Consider the following 16,661-nt stretch of genomic DNA (forward strand, 5'->3'; position numbering starts at 1 on the left):
CCAAGAAGTCGTGACTCGATTGCGACCTAGCCCCACAAGCCCCACGGGCGCCACTCCATCCCTCGCGCCGGCGACCATCGAGCAGCGCGGGAAGTCCATACCGATCAACCGCCGGCGCCCCTCCCTGAGCCGCCCGCGAGACGCGCCTCGTCGATCGTCATCTGACGCTGGCAGCGTGGCGCCGAGCCCGTCGTACAGCTCCCTCCTGAGCCGCCAGTCTCGACACCCGCCCCCTTGGCGCCTCTCAACACCTCCAGCCGTCGCGTGATGTGGCAGCGGGCTCACAACGCCGCGATCAGGTCGGCCACCGCGGTGAACCGTTCCGCCTCCGCCGGGGGAATCTCCCGCCCCTCCCGGCGACAGAGCTCGTCCAACGTGACCGACCTGAAGATGAGCGCACGCACGAGCAGCTGGGCGAAGTCGTCTCCTCGGCCGGCCAGCTCGACGACGTCCCGCCCCGCCTCCCACCACAGCAGCCCGTCCACCACCGCGACCGCCTCGCCGTACGCCGGGGGCCGCCAGTAGGGCGAGAAATCGATCACCACAGGGTCGGCGCCATCCGCGAACAGTACGTTTCCCGCAAGATCCCCATGAATCACCTGACATCGTGCGTGCAGCGGACGTCTCAGCGCGATCAACCTGTCCAACAACCCACCCAGTCCGGGCATCGGCTCGACCATCGTCGCCGCACCCCACGCCACACGGTCGGACACCGCCCACGGATGCGTACGCCGCTCCAGAAAACCCGGCCTCTCGACCCCGCCAAGGGCCTCGTGAAAGCCCTTACAGGCCGCGAGCACCTCCGGCCACCGCCCGCAAGGACCAGGCTTGCCCTCAACGAACTCGGCGGCCGCCCAGCCGTCCACCACAAACCCACCCAGCTCGGACCGCAGCGGACGCGGCACCCGCACCCCGTCCCCTTGAAACCCGGCCATGACGCTCGCACACCATTCGGCTTCCTCAGGGTCGTCCACAGGCTTGAAGACAGCCCCGCCCACCCGAACGCTCCGTCCCTCCCCACCGGGAAGCGGCACGGGTGTCCCTGCAACGCCGAAGGCGTCGAGCACGGACTGAGGCGGCAACACCACATTCACGCCGCCATCCTGCTCACCCGTCAGACCCACCGCACCTCATTTCCACCCACCTCACGACACCTGCGCGGCGGCGCCGTCCGGGCCGCCGAGATCCGCTGGGGCTCACCCGGATGCGCACAAAGATGTACGCCGGGTTGGATCTGCAGAAGGAGGCAGGGCCTGCTCCCTGCCAGCAGGCTGGAATCATGACAATCGGCTTGCTGCTCACCCTCGCCGCCCTCGCGGTAGTCGACAGCACGAGCTTCGGCACCCTCGGAATCCCCATCTACCTCCTGCTCTCTTCCGAGCGGTCGCAGGTGTCCCGGTTCCTCATCTATCTCGCGACCGTGGCGATCTTCTACTTCCTCGTCGGTGTCGCGCTCATGCTGGGGTTGTCCACGCTGATGGAGAACTTCGGCGAGCTCCTGCACAGCCGTACCGCCTACTGGGTCCAGCTCGCGCTCGGCGTGGGGCTGTTCGCGCTGAGCTTCCGCTTCGACCCCAAGCGGAGACAGAAGCTCGGCAAGCCAGAGCGACGTTTCGAGCCCCGCCTGGGCGGCCCGCGGGTGATGGTGCTGCTGGGGCTGACCGCCGGGCTGCTCGAGGTCGCGACGATGGTTCCCTACCTCGCCGCGATCGGCATCATGACCACGTCGAACCTGTCCACGGCGCAGTGGCTCCCTCTGCTCGCGGCCTATGTCGCCATCATGATCATGCCTCCCCTCGTACTGCTCGGCCTGCGAACCGTCGCCAGAGGCTGGCTGGAGCCGAAGCTGGAACGGCTGCGGGCATGGATGAGCAAGCACTCGGCATCGGCTGTGAGCTGGGCTTTTGGCATCGTCGGCTTCCTCCTGGCCCGCGATGCCGCGGCCTACCTGTTCTTCCTGTAAACGACAGCCACAGCCGAACTTCTCCACCCGATGCGAGTCACCAGCCCCTCCACCCGAAATGAGTGCCCGAGCCATGTCAGTGAGCCTCTCCGTCCAATGCGAGTGGCCGAGCCTCTCCACCCACATGGGTGGCCGAGCCATGTCGGTGGCTGAGCTTCTCCATCCGACGCCAGTGAGCGAGCTTCTACGTCCGATGGGTGAAGCTCAGCAAGACTCTCGGTCTCGGCAACCCGTCGAGAGCCACGCCTCCGATAGGACTCACTACGGCACTGGCTCTTGCGGAACATCTGGGTTGCCATGGGCCGGTCCGGCTCGGGCGCGGGCGAGAACCACTCGATCGCCGAGGGCGGGGAGTGAGAGGCCGACAGAGACCGTGAGGTCAGCCACGGCATCGGTGAGGGTGCAGCGGACGAGCTGGGCACCGTTCTCAGCCGCCAGACGGGATGCCCGTGCGCACGCCTCCGTGGGAGCGGCGAGGGCCCATCGTGCGGCGACGAGGACGCTGAGGTCCGCGGCGCTCTGCGCACGGTGATGCGCGACTCGTGCCGCTCCGACGATCGCGAAGGTCGTCGCGATCGCCAGCAGCAATCCCGAGAGTGCCACGCACCACAGCGTTGCCGAGCCTCTGTCCGCTGCCATGGGGCCCCGCTGAGGGTGGGCCTTCAGGTTCATCGACGTCCAACTTTCGAGAGGTGAAGTGAGCCGCCCTGATAGGTGGGCGCCTCTTGGCAGCTGGTCAAGATCAGGAAGGTTGGCGACTTTCAAGACGCAGGCAGCGCAGTGGGAGGTGGTGCTACGGGCTGTGGGGCGTTGGGGGTTGGGCTGCATCGAGGTCGAGGGGCGAGGAGACGCCTGGGGGCGCGAGGGTGCCGGGTTCGGTGACGGAGCTGGCTGCGGCTTTGACTTCGATGGGCGGTAAGGCGGAGGCCCATGAGGGCTTGATGTGAGTGGTCACCTGGACGCGGGTCATGTCTGCTCCTCGCCTGACGTCCACCTGGGCGCCTGGCGGGGCAACCGTTCTGGTGAGCTCTTGGACCTTGGCGATGGGTTCGCCTCGGGCGGCGGCTCGGGCGCCTGCACGTGCGGCGTCCACGCACCGGAGATGGGCGTTGACCACCGTGACCGCCCACAAAGCCGCAGCGAGTACGACCATGAGGGCGGGCAGCACGGCGGCGGTCTCTGCCGTGACCGAGCCTCTCGAAGCCCGCGTCCCCTTGGGGCGTGGGCGCGCAGGCGAACGCGGCTTCGAGGCTTCTGGCGGGAGTGCCATGTGATCATGCGACCGTTTCGTCATAGGGGACGCGTCGTCTCAGGGCTGCACAAGCAGCGGTCTCGCAGCCGGGCTGTGGTCTAGGAGGCCGGGCTTGAATCTGGCTTCAGCTGTGGATCTAGGTGCGCTGTGATCTCATCCTCAAGCCGTGGGCCTCCGGAATCAGGTTGTGGATCTGGGTCCCGGCTGAGGGTGTGGCTTCAGCTGTGGATCTGAGGGCGGATTGTGGTCTCCGAGTCCTTTGCGAGGCTTGGAGTCGGGCTGTGGGATCTCGGTCCCAGCTGTGGGTGTGGCCTCAGCTGTGGATCTGAGGGCGGATTGTGGTCTCCGAGTCCTCTGTGGGTACCGGAGTCGGGCTGTGGGGATTGCGAGTGGCTGTGTGCTTCAGCTGTGGATGGGGTCTTGGAGTAGCAGGGCTGTGGATGGTTTCGGCTGTGGTTCTGGGGTCGGGCGTATCGCGGTGCGGGAGCAACTGTGGGCTTGGGGCTGGGCCGACGGCGGCCTGGAAGCGGGCTGCGTGAAGGGCTTCGGGGTGGGAGTACGGCGATCTCGGGGTCCGGGCGGCGATCTCGGGGCTTTGTGCGCGGCGGTCTGAGGTCGAGCCCGTACAGCGATCTCGGGGGCTGGCCGTACAGCGATCTCCGGGGCTGGGCCGTACGGAGGCGGGGCGGGCGGCGGCTCGGGGCTGGAGGTACGGCGGCTCCAGGGCCGGGATGTACAGCTGCCAGCCCGCGAGACCGCGCGACGAGTGCAAGGAACCGGACGTGTCGAGAGGGGTTCAGCCTGCGGTGTTCAAAGCGCGGTTGACCAACGTGGTGAGCATTTCCTGGACTTCGGAACTCGTGACGACCTTGAAGAGCAGCGCGGCGAACCCGCATGCGGCGATGGTGCCGACGGCGTACTCGGCGGTGGACATGCCGCGGTCGAGGCCCAGGCGGGCAGCCGCTGCGGTGCGGCTGGTCCACCAGGTCGACACGGCGCGCCGGAGCCGGACGACGGGCGTGATGAGGAACGGCTTGCGCATCAGTGCCTCCGAGGGGTGGGACCGGACGGTGTCCGGGGTGGGGGATCAGGTTCTCGGAGGGGGTGGGGTGGGGGCGGGTCCGAGCGGGGTTCTGTGGACGGAGGCGACGGGGCGACTGGGGCTGTGGATAACGGGTTGTGGATAACTACACCAGGGCACGGCGAGCCGCAGCGCCTACACGGGACGCGGCGAGCCTCCGAGGCACGCCAGATCGCCTGCACAGGACGCGGCGAGCCTGCGAGGCACGCCGTATCGCCTGCACGTGGGAGGGAGGACCAGCGTGGGAGGGGGAGATGGCGAAGCTCGGCAGGCCGGTCGCGCGCCGCATACCCGATGGGCCGGGTAACGGCCGATGCTCCGTCTCCCGAGGGTGAGTCGGCCCCTAAGGGATCAGGACGCCGCTGGCCAGGCCTGCCACCACAGGGATGATCCCCAGCAGCACGAACGCGGGCAGGAAGCACAGCCCCAGCGGCGCCACGGCCTGGACGCCCACCCGGCGGGCCGCTGCCAGCGACGCCATCCTGGACGCCTGGCGGGCGTCGTCGGCGAGGCGGGTGAGCACGTCCGCGACAGGAGCCCCGCTCTGCGCGGCACGCGACATGGCCCGCGCCAGCGCCCCCATGGACGGCTCTCGCGCCAGCACCATCCACACCGGCTCGGGATCGGCCCCCAGACGGAGCTGGCCGCTGACCCAGGTGAGGCGCTGTCCGAGGGGTCCGCCGATCGCGACGGCGGCGATCTCGGTCGCCGCGCTGACGGGTTGCCCCGCCTGGAGGCAGGCGACCATGAGGTCCGTGGCGAAGGGCAGGTCGGCGGCGATGCGCTCACGGTCGGGGCGCAGGTGGGGCCCGACGGCCTTCCTGTGGACGAGTACGGTGACCACCACCCCGATGACAGGCCCCGCCACCATGCCGGCGACGCCGCTCACCAGCACGAACACGACGAGCGCCGCGCACGCGCCAGGCAGGAGCGACCGCCGGTCGAGACGAGCCCCGTGGACGGCACGCGGAGGAAACCACTCCTCCGCACCGGCGGAGGGCACGCGCGGCGGTCCTCCAGGTGGACGCAGGGCGGCGAGTCGTTCAGCGGGTCCGCCCGGGGGAAACCACAGCCAGGTCGCCATGAAGGCACAGGCGACGGTGGCCAGAGTCATGATCATGCGGCCTCCGCCCTGGACGACATCCGGTGGGTCCACCACAGCCCACAGGCGTCGAGTGCCACGCCGACGACCAGGCAGGCCAGCCCCGGCAGGCTGCCGAACAGGAATCCGACGGGGTTCATCCCCAGCCCCGCCGCCATGAGGAGGCCGAGGGCGGGCAGCGCCGCGAGCATCCTGGCCGTTGCTCTGGGCCCCGCGAGCTGGGCCGACACCTCACCTCTGTGCGCCTGCGCGGCACGCAGCGCGACGCCGACCCTGTCGACCAGGCCGGACAGTCCCGCGCCGACCGACACGCTGACCTCCCAACACGCCGCCAGCCGCAGTAATCCCTCGCCGCCCTGGGCGGGCGCCACCTCACGGAGGGCGGCGGCCACGTCGCCACCGTCTCGGGCCGCGGCCGCCAGGGGCCGCAGAGGGTCGGGAAGCTCGACGGCGTCGAGGGCGCGGGTGAGCGCCTCCCCCGCCGTACGGCCGGCCGCCAGCTCGGCGGAGAGCGCCTGACACAGCTCGATCGAGGCCACGCGCCACGCCTCGGCCCTGCGTGCGGCGGAGGGGCGTCTGACGCTCTCCCACAGGGAAGGCCACCGCCGTGGCGTCGCAGCGCCGAACAGGCGGTCGAGGCGGAGGTCGGCGTGGGTGGGCCCGGTCCACAGCCAGCAGGCGAGCGCGGCGCACAGTGCGGCGATCACGGTCAACGACTTGCTTCCAATCTTCGACGAGGGTCTTGCCGCGCACGGGGGGACTGAGAACTCGGACGGCCCGCCGCACCAGCCCGGCAGCCCGCCTCAGCCAGCTCGGGCGGTCCGCTGCACCAGCCAGGCAACGCGCCTCAGCCAGCCCAGGCGCCCCCGCCAAACCAGCCGAGGGACACAGCGGACAGATCCCAGGGCGACCTGCACGTCACCGCTCCGGTGACAGGGAGGTGCGGGCGAGGAGGGCTGTGTAGCCGGGGCCTCTTCGCGCGCGGCCGTCCTGGTCGAACGTCAGCGCCGACTCCGCCTCCACGAACCCCGAAGCGCTCCGTGACAGCAGGCACACCTCCGAGACCAGCCGTCTGCCGTCGGAGCGCCGCCGCGACAGATGGACCACCACGTCGAGCGCCGCGGCCAGCTGGCTGTGGACCGCCTCACGGCTGAGGCCCGCCGCGCACGCCAGCGCCTCGAGCCGGGGAGGCACGTCGGCCGCGGTATTGGCGTGGAGGGTGCCGCAGCCGCCCTCGTGTCCCGTGTTCAGGGCGGCCAGGAGGTCGACGACCTCCGCGCCTCGGACCTCCCCCACCACCAGCCGGTCGGGCCGCATGCGCAGCGCCTGCCGTACGAGGCCGCGGAGGCCGACGCCACCGGCGCCCTCCAGGTTGGCGGGGCGGGTCTCCAGCCGGACCACGTGGGGGTGGAGCGGGCGCAGCTCGGCGGAGTCTTCGACGAGGAGGAGGCGCTCGCCCTGGTCGGCCAGGGAGAGCAGGGCGCTCAGCAGGGTGGTCTTGCCGGTGCCCGTGCCGCCGGTGACGAGGAAGGCCAGCCTGGCCTCGACCACGGCGGACAGGACGGCGACCGCCTCGGGAGGGACGGTGCCCGCGGCGACCAGGTCGGGGAGCGTGAACGTACGGCGGGGCGGCAGCCGCAGCGACACGCACGTGCCCTCCGAGGCGATGGGCGGCAGGACGGCGTGCAGGCGCACCCCACCGGCCAGCCGCGCGTCGACGTGCGGGGAGGCGTCGTCGAGCCGGCGGCCCGCCGAGGCGGCGAGGCGCTGTGCCAGGCGGCGGACCGCGCCGTCGTCAGGGAAGGTGACCGTGGTGCGGCGCAGCCCGCGCCCGTCGTCGATCCACACCTCGCGCGGCCCGTTGACCAGGACGTCGGTGACGTCGGGCGCTGCCAGCAGCGGTTCGAGCGGCCCGGCGCCGATGAGGTCGGCGCACAGGGCGCGGGCCACGGCCAGGATCTCGGCGTCGCCGTACACCGATTTCTCCGCCCTGAGTGCGACCGCGACCTGGGCGGCGCTCGGCTCCACGCCCGCCCGCGCCAGCCTCACCCTGACCGCCTCGACCAGCTCCTTGGAGACGCCGTTCATGCGGCCATGAGGTCGGTCAGGAGCGTGGCGCAGAAGTGGCCGAGCACCGAGCGGCGGTCGATGAGGGTCAGGTCGCCCTTGTTGAGCGCGGTGGCCAGGCGCGGCTGGTCGGCGAGGTGGCCGGCGCAGGGCAGGTCGAGCGAGGTGGCGACGACCGCCTCCTCCAGCACCCCCGGCCTCAGGACCATGCCGACCGCGCCCGTGTGGCGGCGGACCTCGCCGAGCACCTGGGCCGCGGCCAGGACGCCCCGGACGTCGGCGGTGACCAGCAGGAGCGTGGAAGAGGCGCGGCTCAGCGCCTCGGCCGCGGCGGCGTCGAGGTGACGGGGCAGGTCGACGACCACGAGGTCGAAGCCGCGTCTGCCCGCCTCGAGCACCGAGCGCATGGCTTCCGGCGGGATCGCCTCCACCTGGCCCCTGTGGAAGGCGAGGACGGTCAGCTCGCCGAAGGCGGGAAGCGCGGCCTGCAGCGCCGCCGAGCTCACCCGCCCTTCGCGCGAGACGAAGTCGGCCCATCTGGCGCCCTTGGCCTCCTCCTGCCCGAGCAGGACGTCGATGCCGCCGCCGAGGGGGTCGGCGTCGACCAGCAGCGTGCGGAGCTTGCGCCGCGAGGCCGACAGCGCGAGGCAGGCCGACAGCAGGCTGGCGCCCGCGCCTCCGTTGCCGCCCACGACGCCGACCACGACCCCTGCCCTCGGGAACGGCTCCAGCGCGTCGGCGAACTCCTCGACCAGCCGCAACTCCCCCTCGGGCAGCTCGACCATGCCTTGGGCGCCCACCGCGACGCATCGCCGCCAGCTGTCGGGATCGCCGCCCTGCCTGGTGGCCAGGAAGACCTTCGGTCTGCCCGGCGGCCCTGAGGCGGCCACGGCGTCGGCCAGGTCGTCGCCGACCACCACGATCGGCGCGTGCGACCAGTAGGGGCGCGCGAGGGCGGGTGCGTGGGCGACGTCGAGCTGGGAGCCTGCGGCCGCGGCGACGCGCACCAGATCGTCGAGCAGGTCGCCGTCGTCGGTGATGGCCAGAGGTCGGGTCATTGCTGCCTCCTCGGGGGTGGAGGCACAGCATGGGGGAGGGGCCGACCGGCGCGAGCTACCGAACGAGGTTCTGTGGATAAAAAGCGGCGACCCCCGCCGGGGGGGAGAGCGGGGGTCGCCTGACCGGTCCGGCTCCGGGGGGGTAGAGCCGGGCCCGTTTCAGAAGAAAGCTTTCATCACTTAACCAGAGCATGGCAAGGGACTTGCAAAGCTATCCCGTGCACAGTCACTCCAGTTTCGGGCGATACCCACGTATGCTGCCCGATCAACTCGAGTTTCGTCGAGGAGCAATCTCTAATTTTCGCTAGTTTTTTTGGTGCGTAGTTGCACGACTACCGACCGCTAGCTCACTCTGAGTGATCACGGGGCCGGGGTAAAGGTCTTGGACAGAGGGGTTCCCATGAGGCCGAAACAGACGTAGAAAGGTGTCACGGACTTACTTGTCCGGGTACGTCAGCCGGGCACCCACGCGCGACCAGCCGCGGGAGGCGCGTCGAGACGGGCTTGACCCGGTCCGACGAATACAGGTGCACGCTTGGTAACCCGGTGTGACGTGCCGGCAGACGGCGTCTCATTTTCTGGGACGCCGTCCGCTATGCCCGCTGCATGGCCTCGCAGATGGCGATCGTCTCCCTGACCCCGAGTGTCACCGCCGAGGCACACTGCCGTACCCAGGCCGCGACCCCCTCGCCTGTGCCCTGCAGATATGCCCGCAGCCCCTCGGCGTAAGGAAGCTCCAGGTGGCCCACCTCGATCGGGACCAGCGACTTGGGGTCGAGGCCGTACTCCACGAGCGTGAGACGCTCGGCCGCCCTCGCGACGACGCCGTCGGCGATCCCGAAGGGACGCAGCACGGCGAGTTCGGCGTGCACGACGGCGGCGAGCACCAGCGCGGGCGCCTTCGTCTGGCCGGTGACCAGCGTGAACAGCGCGTCCATGCGAGCGGCGGTCTGCTCGGCCGTAGGAGCGGGGCCGAGCGCGAGAGGGTCGGCCGCGGCGGCGCCCGTGCGAGGCCGTCCGATGTCGGCTTCGTCGGCCAGGCCCACGGCGGCCAGCGTGTGCACCCTCGCCAGCACCTGCCTGGGGGTGCTCCGCCACGTGGAGCCGAGTCTTCCCAGCTCGGCCGAGGCGCGAAGGGCGCCCTGGACCACGGGCGAGGAGACCTCTCCCCTGCGCAGGGCGTCGAGGGGGACGTCGTCCCCCGCCAGCGCGGCCGACGCGCGCGCCCCGCGCAGCGCGGCCTCGGCCGACACCTCGGGGCTGCGGCGGCGCAGCACGCGATGCCGGTACAGGCGGTCGACGGCCTCACGCGCCTCTTCGACCGCTTCTGGCACTCCAGGAAGTCCGGCAATGACAGCCAATGGGTCACTCACAGGTTCCGACCTTACCGGCCGGTAGCCCTCTTTTAGGACGGGGCCCAATTGGTCCGTTCCATATTTGTGGGATTTCAGGATTACAACGGTTTAATAGCAGTTGTCAGCACTTCAGGTCAGCGGGGGACGGTTGGTACAGACCTGTCTAGACCTCTTGTGGTGAGCCCGGGTGGCCTGGTGAAGTGGGACAGCAAGACTCAATCTGGCCATATGAAGGAGCATGAAGTGGCCCCGGAGACCCCTGGCACCGAGCCTCAGGCGCTGTCGAACCTGTTGCAGGAGAACCGCCGGTTCGAACCACCGGCGGCCCTGGCCGCGGCTGCGAACGTGACCGCCGCCGCCTACACCGAGGCCGAGGCGGACCGCCTGGCGTTCTGGGAGCGCGCGGCGGACCGGCTGGCCTGGGCCAAGCGTTGGGACACCACTCTGGAGTGGAACGCGCCGTTCGCCAAGTGGTTCGTCGGCGGCCGGCTCAACATCGCCTACAACTGCGTCGACAGGCACGTCGAGGCGGGCAACGGCGACAAGGTCGCCTACTTCTGGGAGGGCGAGCCCGAGGCCGACAGCCGTACGCTCACCTATGCCGACCTCCAGCGCGAGGTCAACAAGGCCGCCAACGCGCTCACCGAGCTGGGTGTCGGCAAGGGCGACCGCGTGGCGATCTACATGCCGATGATTCCCGAGCTGCCGATCTCGATGCTGGCCTGCGCCCGCATCGGCGCGATCCACTCGGTGGTGTTCGGCGGCTTCTCCGCCGCCGCGTTGCAGAGCCGCATCGAGGACGCCGACGCCAAGCTGGTCATCACCGCCGACGGCGGCTACCGTCGCGGCGCGCCTTCCGCGCTCAAGCCCACGGTGGACGAGGCCGTCGCGCAGACGCCCGGCGTCGAGCACGTGCTCGTCGTCCGCAGGACAGGGCAGGAGGTCTCGGCCCAGGAGCGCGACGTGTGGTGGCACGACGTGGTCGAGCGCCAGAGCGACCAGCACGAGGCGCAGCCGCACGACGCCGAGGACCCGCTCTACATCCTCTACACCAGCGGCACCACGGGGAAGCCGAAGGGCATCCTGCACACCGGCGGCGGCTACCTGACCCAGACCGCGTGGACCCATGACGCGGTCTTCGACCTCAAGCCCGACAGCGACATCTACTGGTGCACCGCCGACATCGGCTGGGTGACGGGGCACTCGTACATCGTCTACGGCCCGCTCGCCAACGGCGCGACCAGCGTCATCTACGAGGGCACGCCCGACACCCCGCACCGCGGCCGGTTCTGGGAGATCGTCCAGAAGTACAAGGTCACGATCCTTTACACCGCGCCCACCGCGATCCGCACGTTCATGAAGTGGGGCGACGACATCCCCGCGAAGTTCGACATGTCGTCCCTGCGCATCCTCGGCTCGGTCGGCGAGCCGATCAACCCCGAGGCGTACGTCTGGTACCGCGAGCACATCGGCGGCGAGCGCTGCCCGGTCGTGGACACCTGGTGGCAGACCGAGACCGGCGCCATCATGATCAGCCCGCTGCCCGGCGTCACCGCGGCCAAGCCCGGCGCGGCGATGCGCCCGCTGCCGGGCATCACCGCGGACGTCGTCGACGACCAGGGCAACAGCGTGCCGAACGGCGGCGGCGGCTTCCTCGTGGTCCGCGACCCTTGGCCGTCGATGCTGCGCACGATCTGGGGCGACGACCAGCGCTACATCGACACCTACTGGTCCCGTTTCGAGGGGATGTACTTCCCCGGCGACGGCGCCAAGAGGGACGAGGACGGCGACCTGTGGCTGCTCGGCCGCGTCGACGACGTCATGCTCGTCTCCGGCCACAACATCTCGACCACCGAGGTGGAGTCGGCGCTCGTCTCGCACCCGAAGGTCGCAGAGGCGGCCGTCGTGGGCGCCACCGACCCGGTGACGGGACAGGCGATCGTGTCCTTCGTGATCCTGCGCGGCAGCGCGGAGGAGGGCGCGGACATCGCCACCGAGCTGCGCAACCACGTGGCGAAGGCGCTCGGCCCCATCGCGAAGCCGCGCCAGATCCTGGTCGTTCCCGAGCTGCCGAAGACGCGGTCGGGGAAGATCATGCGGCGGTTGCTGCGTGACGTGGCGGAGAACCGGAGCGTGGGCGACGTCACCACGCTGGCCGACAGCACGGTGATGAACCTCATCTCCGAGAAGCTGCCCAGCGCGAAGTCCGACGACTGACGAGCTCCATCCGAAGGGCCGGGGGTTTCCTCCGGCCCTTCGGCATGCCAGGAGAGGTCCGCAAGGGGCCGGTGCCCGCCGGCGGGCGCCACCGGTGCGGACGTGGCTGAGGTCCTTCAAAACCGCAGGTACGGCAAGCCGGGCTGAGGTCCTTCGAAGACGCGGGGGACGGCGGAGCCCGGGGCGGTCCGGGGAATGCCGGGAATGGGTAGGTACGGGTGCGGTCGGTGGTGTGAGGAGGCGTCTGGGTAGGATCTCGCGCAGGTGTGCCGGGAAGTCTGGTCGGCGGGGGAACGATCGACGTATCCGTACACCAAGGGGGATCACCGTGCGCCGAGCCGCCGAAGTATGGCCGCTCCGACCGACCGTCCGTTACGCCCGCACCCTGGCCGAGGCGCTGCGCACGGAGACCATCGGCGGCATCGTCATGCTGCTCGCCACCATGGCCGCCCTCGTCTGGGCCAACGTCTCGATCGACTCCTACGAGGCCCTCCGCACCGCCGGGTTCGGCCCCGAGAGCCTCCATCTGAACCTGGAGCTCTACAAGTGGGCCCAGAACGGCCTGCTGACGATCTTCTTCTTCGTCGCGGGCCTGGAGGTGAAGGAGGAGTTCGTCCACGGCGAGCTCTCCAACCTGCGCAAGGCCGCGCTCCCGATCATCGCCGCCATCGCGGGCATGGTCGTTCCCGCCCTGGTCTACCTGGCCGTCAGCTGGGGCGCCGAGGACGCGGGCAGGGGCTGGGCCATCCCGACGGCCACCGACATCGCCTTCGCCCTGGCCGTGCTGGCCGTGACCGCCAGCGCGATGCCCGCGGCGCTGAGGGCCTTCCTGCTCACCTGCGCCGTCGTCGACGACCTGGGCGCGATCACGATCATCGCGCTCTTCTACACCGATCACCTCGATATGGTCATGCTGCTCGTCGGCGCGGCCCTGATCGCGCTCTACGGCCTGCTCCAGCGCAGGGGGGTCAGAAGCCTGTGGGTCTACCTGCCGCTCGCCGTACTCGCCTGGTACTTCGTCGAGGTCAGCGGCGTGCACGCGACGGTGGCCGGCGTCGCGCTCGGCCTGCTGACCAGGGTCACGACCAACGCGGACGAGGACAGCTCCCCCGCCGAACGCGCCGACCACTACGTCAGGCCGATCTCAGCGGGTTTCGCGGTGCCGGTCTTCGCGTTCCTGTCGGCCGGTGTGCGGCTGGACGGCGACAGCCTGAGCGTGATCTTCAGTGATCGGGTAGTCCTGGGGGTGATGGCCGGACTGGTCATCGGTAAGTTCCTGGGAGTGTTCGGCGGCGCGTGGCTCGCGGTACGGCTCGGCCTGGCCCGGCTGTCGGAGGAGTTGCACTGGAGGGACATGGCGGCGGTCTCGGCGCTCGGCGGCATCGGATTCACGGTGTCGCTGCTCATCGGCGACCTAGCGTTCGGCGCTGATCAGGAGAGGGCCACCGCCGTGACGACGGGAGTCCTCGCGGCCAGCCTCGCGGCCTCGATGTTGGCGGCGGTTCTCCTGCACGTCCGGGTGCGTAAGCGTCGCAATGGACTGGATGATGTTTGACACGGGCACCTGGCCCCGATAGGAGACGTTCATGCCGCAGACTTCCGAGGAAGAATCCCTTGGTGCGCTCGTCGCCCAGGCGAGCAACCACATCTCCACGCTGGTCCGCTCGGAGATCGAGCTGGCCAAGGCCGAGCTCAGGTTCGACGCCAAGCGGGTCGGCACCGCCGCGGGGCTGTTCGCGGCGGCGGCCTTCATGGCCCACCTGTGCCTGATCCTGGCCTCCTTCGCGATCGCGTACGTGCTCGTGGAGGTCGGCCTGCCCCAGTGGCTGGCTTTCACGATCGTGACAGTGTTCTACCTGCTGGTCGCGGCCCTGCTGGTCTTCCTGGGGACTCGCAGGCTGAAGGGGCTGGCGGCGATGAAGCGTACGACCAGGTCGCTGAAGGGCCTGAAGGAGATCGCCACACCAGAGGGCGAGCTGGTGAAACCCGATGCCTGACGAGAGCTTCGTCCACCTGGACGGGCCGTGGACGCATCGCAGCATCCACGCCGGCGGCACCCGCTTCCACATCGTGGAAGCGGGTGAAGGGCCGCTCGTCCTGCTGCTGCACGGCTTCCCCCAGTTCTGGTGGACGTGGCGGCACCAGCTGGCGAGCCTGCCCGAGGCCGGCTACCGCGCCGTCGCCGTCGACCTGCGCGGTTACGGCGGCAGCGACAAGCCGCCGCGCGGCTACGACCTGCCCACGCTGGCGGGCGACGCCACGGGCCTGATCCGCGCGCTCGGCGAGACGGGCGCGATCGTCGTCGGCCACGACTGGGGCGGGCTGCTGGCCTGGACGATGGCCGTGACCGACCCCAAGACCGTGCACCGCCTGGTCGCGGTGTCGGCGCCGCACCCGCTGCGCCTGCGCGGCGCGCTGCTGACCGACCCGTTCGGCCAGCTCAGGGCCAGCGGCTACACCTTCGGCTTCCAGCTGCCGTTCCTGCCCGAGCGGCGCCTGACGCGCGACGACGGCAAGCTGGTCGGGCAGCTGCTCGACGACTGGTCGCGGCCCGGCTGGCCCGAGCAGGACACCGCGCACGTCTACCGTGAGGCCTTCGGCATCCCCACCGTCGCCCACTGCGCGCTGGAGTATCACCGCTGGTTCGCCCGCTCCCAGGTGCGTCCCGACGGCCTGCGCTACGCCCGCGCCATGCGCACCGAGGTCGAGGCGCCCACCCTGCAGCTGCACGGCGCGCTCGACCGGTGCATCCTGCCGCGCACCGCGCAGGGCTCCAGCCGCTACGTGGCCGCGCCCTACCGGTGGCGGCTGCTCGAGGGCACGGGGCACTTCCCGCACGAGGAGGCGCCCGAGGTGTTCGACGCCGAGCTGCTGTCGTGGCTGGCCGACCCCGAGCCAGACCGATGAGGGACAGGGACCCCCAGGGCCGCCCGCGCAACGCCAGGCCGCGCGACGAGTACGGCAGGCCGCTCCCGCACGGCGCCGAGGGCGTCGAGCGCGTCCCCGACGACTACGCGCCCAGCGCCGAGCAGGCCATGACCGACGCCATGGCCTTCCTGCGCGACCACAGGCCCTTCCACGCGCACGAGGTCTTCGAGGGCAGGTGGAAGTGCGCCCCCGAGCAGGAGCGGGAGCTGTGGCAGGGGCTCGCGCAGATCTGCGTGGGCCTCACCCACCTGCAGCGGGGCAACGGGCGAGGCGCGCTCACGCTGCTCGCCCGGGGCGCCGCCGGGATCCAGAGGTACGGCACGCCGTACGAGGAGATGGCGGGGGTGGCGCTGGCGCTGCGGGAGGACAGCGACCCAGGGGCGGCGATCGACGCCGTCGCCGCCGCGCTGTAGCTAGTCGCAGTCCATGGTGTCGGCCGGGGTCGTGTCGTTCTTGCCCTTGACGGCGTCGGGCCTGACCTCGGCCGCCGTCAGCACGTAGCCGGTCTCGGCCTGGTTGGTGGCCGCGGCGAAGATGACGCCGAACACGTTGCCGTCGACCGTCAGCAGCGGGCCGCCCGAGTTGCCGGGGAGCACCTTGCCGCGGATCGCGTAGACCTCGCGCTCGACCTCGCTGCTGCGGTAGATGTCGGGGCCCTTGGCGTTCTGCTTGACCCTGATGCGCGCGCCCTCGGCGGTGAAGCCCTGGCCCTTGGGGAAGCCCGCGATGATCGCGTTGTCGTTCTTCTCCGCGGTGCCGTCGAAGGCGAGCGGCCTGATGCCGAGGTTCGGCACGTAGAGGATGGCGATGTCGCGCTTGGGGTTGTAGACCACGACCTCGGCCTCGAGCGACCTGTTGTCCTGGGTGGTGACGCGCAGGTCTCTGGTGACGCCCGCGACGACATGCGCGTTGGTCATGATGCGGTCGACCTCGTAGACGAAGCCGGTGCCCTCGATGCGCTTGCTGCAGCTCGGCGCGGTGCCCTGGACCTTGACGATGGCCCGCTGGGCCCGCTGCAGCTTGGGCCCCTGCAGCTGGCTGCGCGGCGCGGGCGGCGGCACGTCGACGAAGGGCCCGTTGGCGATCGCGTCGAAGACGGGAGGGAACTCCGACCTGTCGATGAACTCCTTGAACGGCCGCTGCCACTCGCGTGTGGCGTCGGGCACCATCTCGTCGACGGCGTTGAGCAGCAAGGAGTCCTTGACCTGGGTGCTGAGCACGGGGAAGGGGGCCGAGACGACGAGCGAGCCGATGAGCCAGGCGATGACCAGCACCGACAGCGCGCTGGCGAACGTGCCGCCGACCGCGTCGGCGACCCTGGCCGGCTCCCACGTGACGTGGGAGCGGACCACCGCGCCGACGGTGGAGGAGGCGAACTGGCCGACGGTGGCGGCGAGGAAGACGATGACGATGGCCAGCAGCGCCTGCTCGGTCTCCCCCTCGACCACGGCCTTGGCGATCGGCGGCGCGATGACGACCCCGAGCAGGGCCCCGCCGATGAACCCGACGAAACTGAGGGCGCCGATGATGAAACCCTGGCGGTAGCCCGAGATGCCGAAGGCGATCACGAGGCCGATCAGTATGAGGTCGAGCAGATCACCGCGCACGATTCAAAGGTATCCACCGGGACGGTCAAGC

16 protein-coding genes are annotated in these 16,661 nt (G+C 70.5%); 6 read left to right on the top strand and 10 right to left on the bottom strand.

What is annotated here, in order from left to right:
* Positions 1-281: 281 nt before the first annotated feature.
* Entirely contained in the window at positions 282-1,124 is an 843-nt protein-coding gene (locus ABFX55_RS34765) for a TIGR02569 family protein (protein ID WP_346126976.1), read from the bottom strand.
* A gap of 155 nt (positions 1,125-1,279) precedes the next feature.
* Here ABFX55_RS34765 and ABFX55_RS34770 point away from each other — a divergent pair, with 155 nt between their 5' ends.
* Positions 1,280-1,963 carry a GAP family protein gene (locus ABFX55_RS34770; protein ID WP_346126977.1) on the top strand — a complete coding sequence of 228 codons (684 nt, stop codon included), beginning with the start codon at positions 1,280-1,282 and terminating at the stop codon, positions 1,961-1,963.
* Between the two features lie 261 nt (positions 1,964-2,224).
* On the opposite strand, the gene ABFX55_RS50035 is transcribed toward ABFX55_RS34770, so the two are convergent.
* The 8 genes from ABFX55_RS50035 to ABFX55_RS34805 form a co-directional block, all read right to left on the bottom strand.
* A complete protein-coding gene (locus ABFX55_RS50035) occupies positions 2,225-2,791 on the bottom strand; it encodes an Rv3654c family TadE-like protein (RefSeq protein WP_428834777.1) in 567 nt (188 codons plus the stop codon).
* Positions 2,757-3,257 (bottom strand): TadE family type IV pilus minor pilin, encoded by a 501-nt coding sequence (locus ABFX55_RS34775; RefSeq protein ID WP_346126979.1) that lies wholly within the window; start codon positions 3,255-3,257, stop codon positions 2,757-2,759. The genes ABFX55_RS50035 and ABFX55_RS34775 overlap by 35 nt, the downstream gene beginning before the upstream one ends.
* Positions 3,258-4,011: 754 nt before the next feature.
* Positions 4,012-4,257 carry a DUF4244 domain-containing protein gene (locus ABFX55_RS34780; protein ID WP_346126980.1) on the bottom strand — a complete coding sequence of 82 codons (246 nt, stop codon included), beginning with the start codon at positions 4,255-4,257 and terminating at the stop codon, positions 4,012-4,014.
* 382 nt (positions 4,258-4,639) lie between these two features.
* Positions 4,640-5,416, bottom strand: coding sequence for a type II secretion system F family protein (locus ABFX55_RS34785; protein WP_346126981.1), 777 nt, complete (start codon positions 5,414-5,416; stop codon positions 4,640-4,642).
* Positions 5,413-6,105, bottom strand: a complete 693-nt coding sequence (locus ABFX55_RS34790) for a type II secretion system F family protein (protein ID WP_346126982.1) — start codon at positions 6,103-6,105, stop codon at positions 5,413-5,415. Before ABFX55_RS34790 ends, ABFX55_RS34785 begins: the two co-directional genes overlap by 4 nt.
* Before the next feature lie 211 nt (positions 6,106-6,316).
* Complete coding sequence (locus ABFX55_RS34795; protein ID WP_346126984.1) at positions 6,317-7,486, bottom strand: TadA family conjugal transfer-associated ATPase; 1,170 nt, start codon at positions 7,484-7,486, stop codon at positions 6,317-6,319.
* Positions 7,483-8,523, bottom strand: coding sequence for a septum site-determining protein Ssd (ssd, locus tag ABFX55_RS34800; protein ID WP_346126985.1), 1,041 nt, complete (start codon positions 8,521-8,523; stop codon positions 7,483-7,485). The genes ABFX55_RS34795 and ssd overlap by 4 nt, the downstream gene beginning before the upstream one ends.
* Before the next feature lie 593 nt (positions 8,524-9,116).
* Complete coding sequence (locus ABFX55_RS34805; RefSeq protein ID WP_346126987.1) at positions 9,117-9,896, bottom strand: Fic family protein; 780 nt, start codon at positions 9,894-9,896, stop codon at positions 9,117-9,119.
* Positions 9,897-10,106: 210 nt separating this feature from the next.
* Between ABFX55_RS34805 and acs the strand changes: the two genes are divergently transcribed.
* From acs to ABFX55_RS34830, 5 genes are all read left to right on the top strand, one after another.
* Positions 10,107-12,095, top strand: coding sequence for an acetate--CoA ligase (acs, locus tag ABFX55_RS34810; protein WP_346126988.1), 1,989 nt, complete (start codon positions 10,107-10,109; stop codon positions 12,093-12,095).
* Positions 12,096-12,423: 328 nt separating this feature from the next.
* Positions 12,424-13,650: a Na+/H+ antiporter NhaA gene (nhaA, locus tag ABFX55_RS34815; protein WP_346126989.1), complete on the top strand. Its 1,227-nt coding sequence runs from the start codon at positions 12,424-12,426 to the stop codon at positions 13,648-13,650.
* 31 nt (positions 13,651-13,681) lie between these two features.
* Positions 13,682-14,092 (top strand): phage holin family protein, encoded by a 411-nt coding sequence (locus ABFX55_RS34820; protein WP_183652319.1) that lies wholly within the window; start codon positions 13,682-13,684, stop codon positions 14,090-14,092.
* A complete protein-coding gene (locus ABFX55_RS34825) occupies positions 14,085-15,002 on the top strand; it encodes an alpha/beta fold hydrolase (RefSeq protein WP_346126991.1) in 918 nt (305 codons plus the stop codon). Before ABFX55_RS34820 ends, ABFX55_RS34825 begins: the two co-directional genes overlap by 8 nt.
* Positions 14,999-15,436 (top strand): DUF309 domain-containing protein, encoded by a 438-nt coding sequence (locus tag ABFX55_RS34830; RefSeq protein WP_346126993.1) that lies wholly within the window; start codon positions 14,999-15,001, stop codon positions 15,434-15,436. The genes ABFX55_RS34825 and ABFX55_RS34830 overlap by 4 nt, the downstream gene beginning before the upstream one ends.
* Here ABFX55_RS34830 and ABFX55_RS34835 read toward each other — a convergent pair whose 3' ends face one another.
* Positions 15,437-16,630: a MarP family serine protease gene (locus tag ABFX55_RS34835; RefSeq protein WP_346126995.1), complete on the bottom strand. Its 1,194-nt coding sequence runs from the start codon at positions 16,628-16,630 to the stop codon at positions 15,437-15,439.
* Between the last annotated feature and the right edge of the window lie 31 nt (positions 16,631-16,661).

The organism is Nonomuraea roseola (assembly GCF_039535395.1).
GTDB classification, from domain to species: domain Bacteria; phylum Actinomycetota; class Actinomycetes; order Streptosporangiales; family Streptosporangiaceae; genus Nonomuraea; species Nonomuraea roseola.

Excerpts from the sequence above, each read along its gene's own strand:
- ABFX55_RS34770 (WP_346126977.1), top strand. The coding sequence starts at position 1,280 with ATGACAATCGGCTTGCTGCTCACCCTCGCCGCCCTCGCGGTAGTCGAC.
- ABFX55_RS50035 (WP_428834777.1), bottom strand. The coding sequence starts at position 2,791 with ATGCAGCCCAACCCCCAACGCCCCACAGCCCGTAGCACCACCTCCCAC.
- ABFX55_RS34775 (WP_346126979.1), bottom strand. The coding sequence starts at position 3,257 with ATGACGAAACGGTCGCATGATCACATGGCACTCCCGCCAGAAGCCTCG.
- ABFX55_RS34780 (WP_346126980.1), bottom strand. The coding sequence starts at position 4,257 with ATGCGCAAGCCGTTCCTCATCACGCCCGTCGTCCGGCTCCGGCGCGCC.
- ABFX55_RS34785 (WP_346126981.1), bottom strand. The coding sequence starts at position 5,416 with ATGATCATGACTCTGGCCACCGTCGCCTGTGCCTTCATGGCGACCTGG.
- ABFX55_RS34795 (WP_346126984.1), bottom strand. The coding sequence starts at position 7,486 with ATGAACGGCGTCTCCAAGGAGCTGGTCGAGGCGGTCAGGGTGAGGCTG.
- ssd (WP_346126985.1), bottom strand. The coding sequence starts at position 8,523 with ATGACCCGACCTCTGGCCATCACCGACGACGGCGACCTGCTCGACGAT.
- acs (WP_346126988.1), top strand. The coding sequence starts at position 10,107 with ATGAAGGAGCATGAAGTGGCCCCGGAGACCCCTGGCACCGAGCCTCAG.
- ABFX55_RS34820 (WP_183652319.1), top strand. The coding sequence starts at position 13,682 with ATGCCGCAGACTTCCGAGGAAGAATCCCTTGGTGCGCTCGTCGCCCAG.
- ABFX55_RS34825 (WP_346126991.1), top strand. The coding sequence starts at position 14,085 with ATGCCTGACGAGAGCTTCGTCCACCTGGACGGGCCGTGGACGCATCGC.
- ABFX55_RS34830 (WP_346126993.1), top strand. The coding sequence starts at position 14,999 with ATGAGGGACAGGGACCCCCAGGGCCGCCCGCGCAACGCCAGGCCGCGC.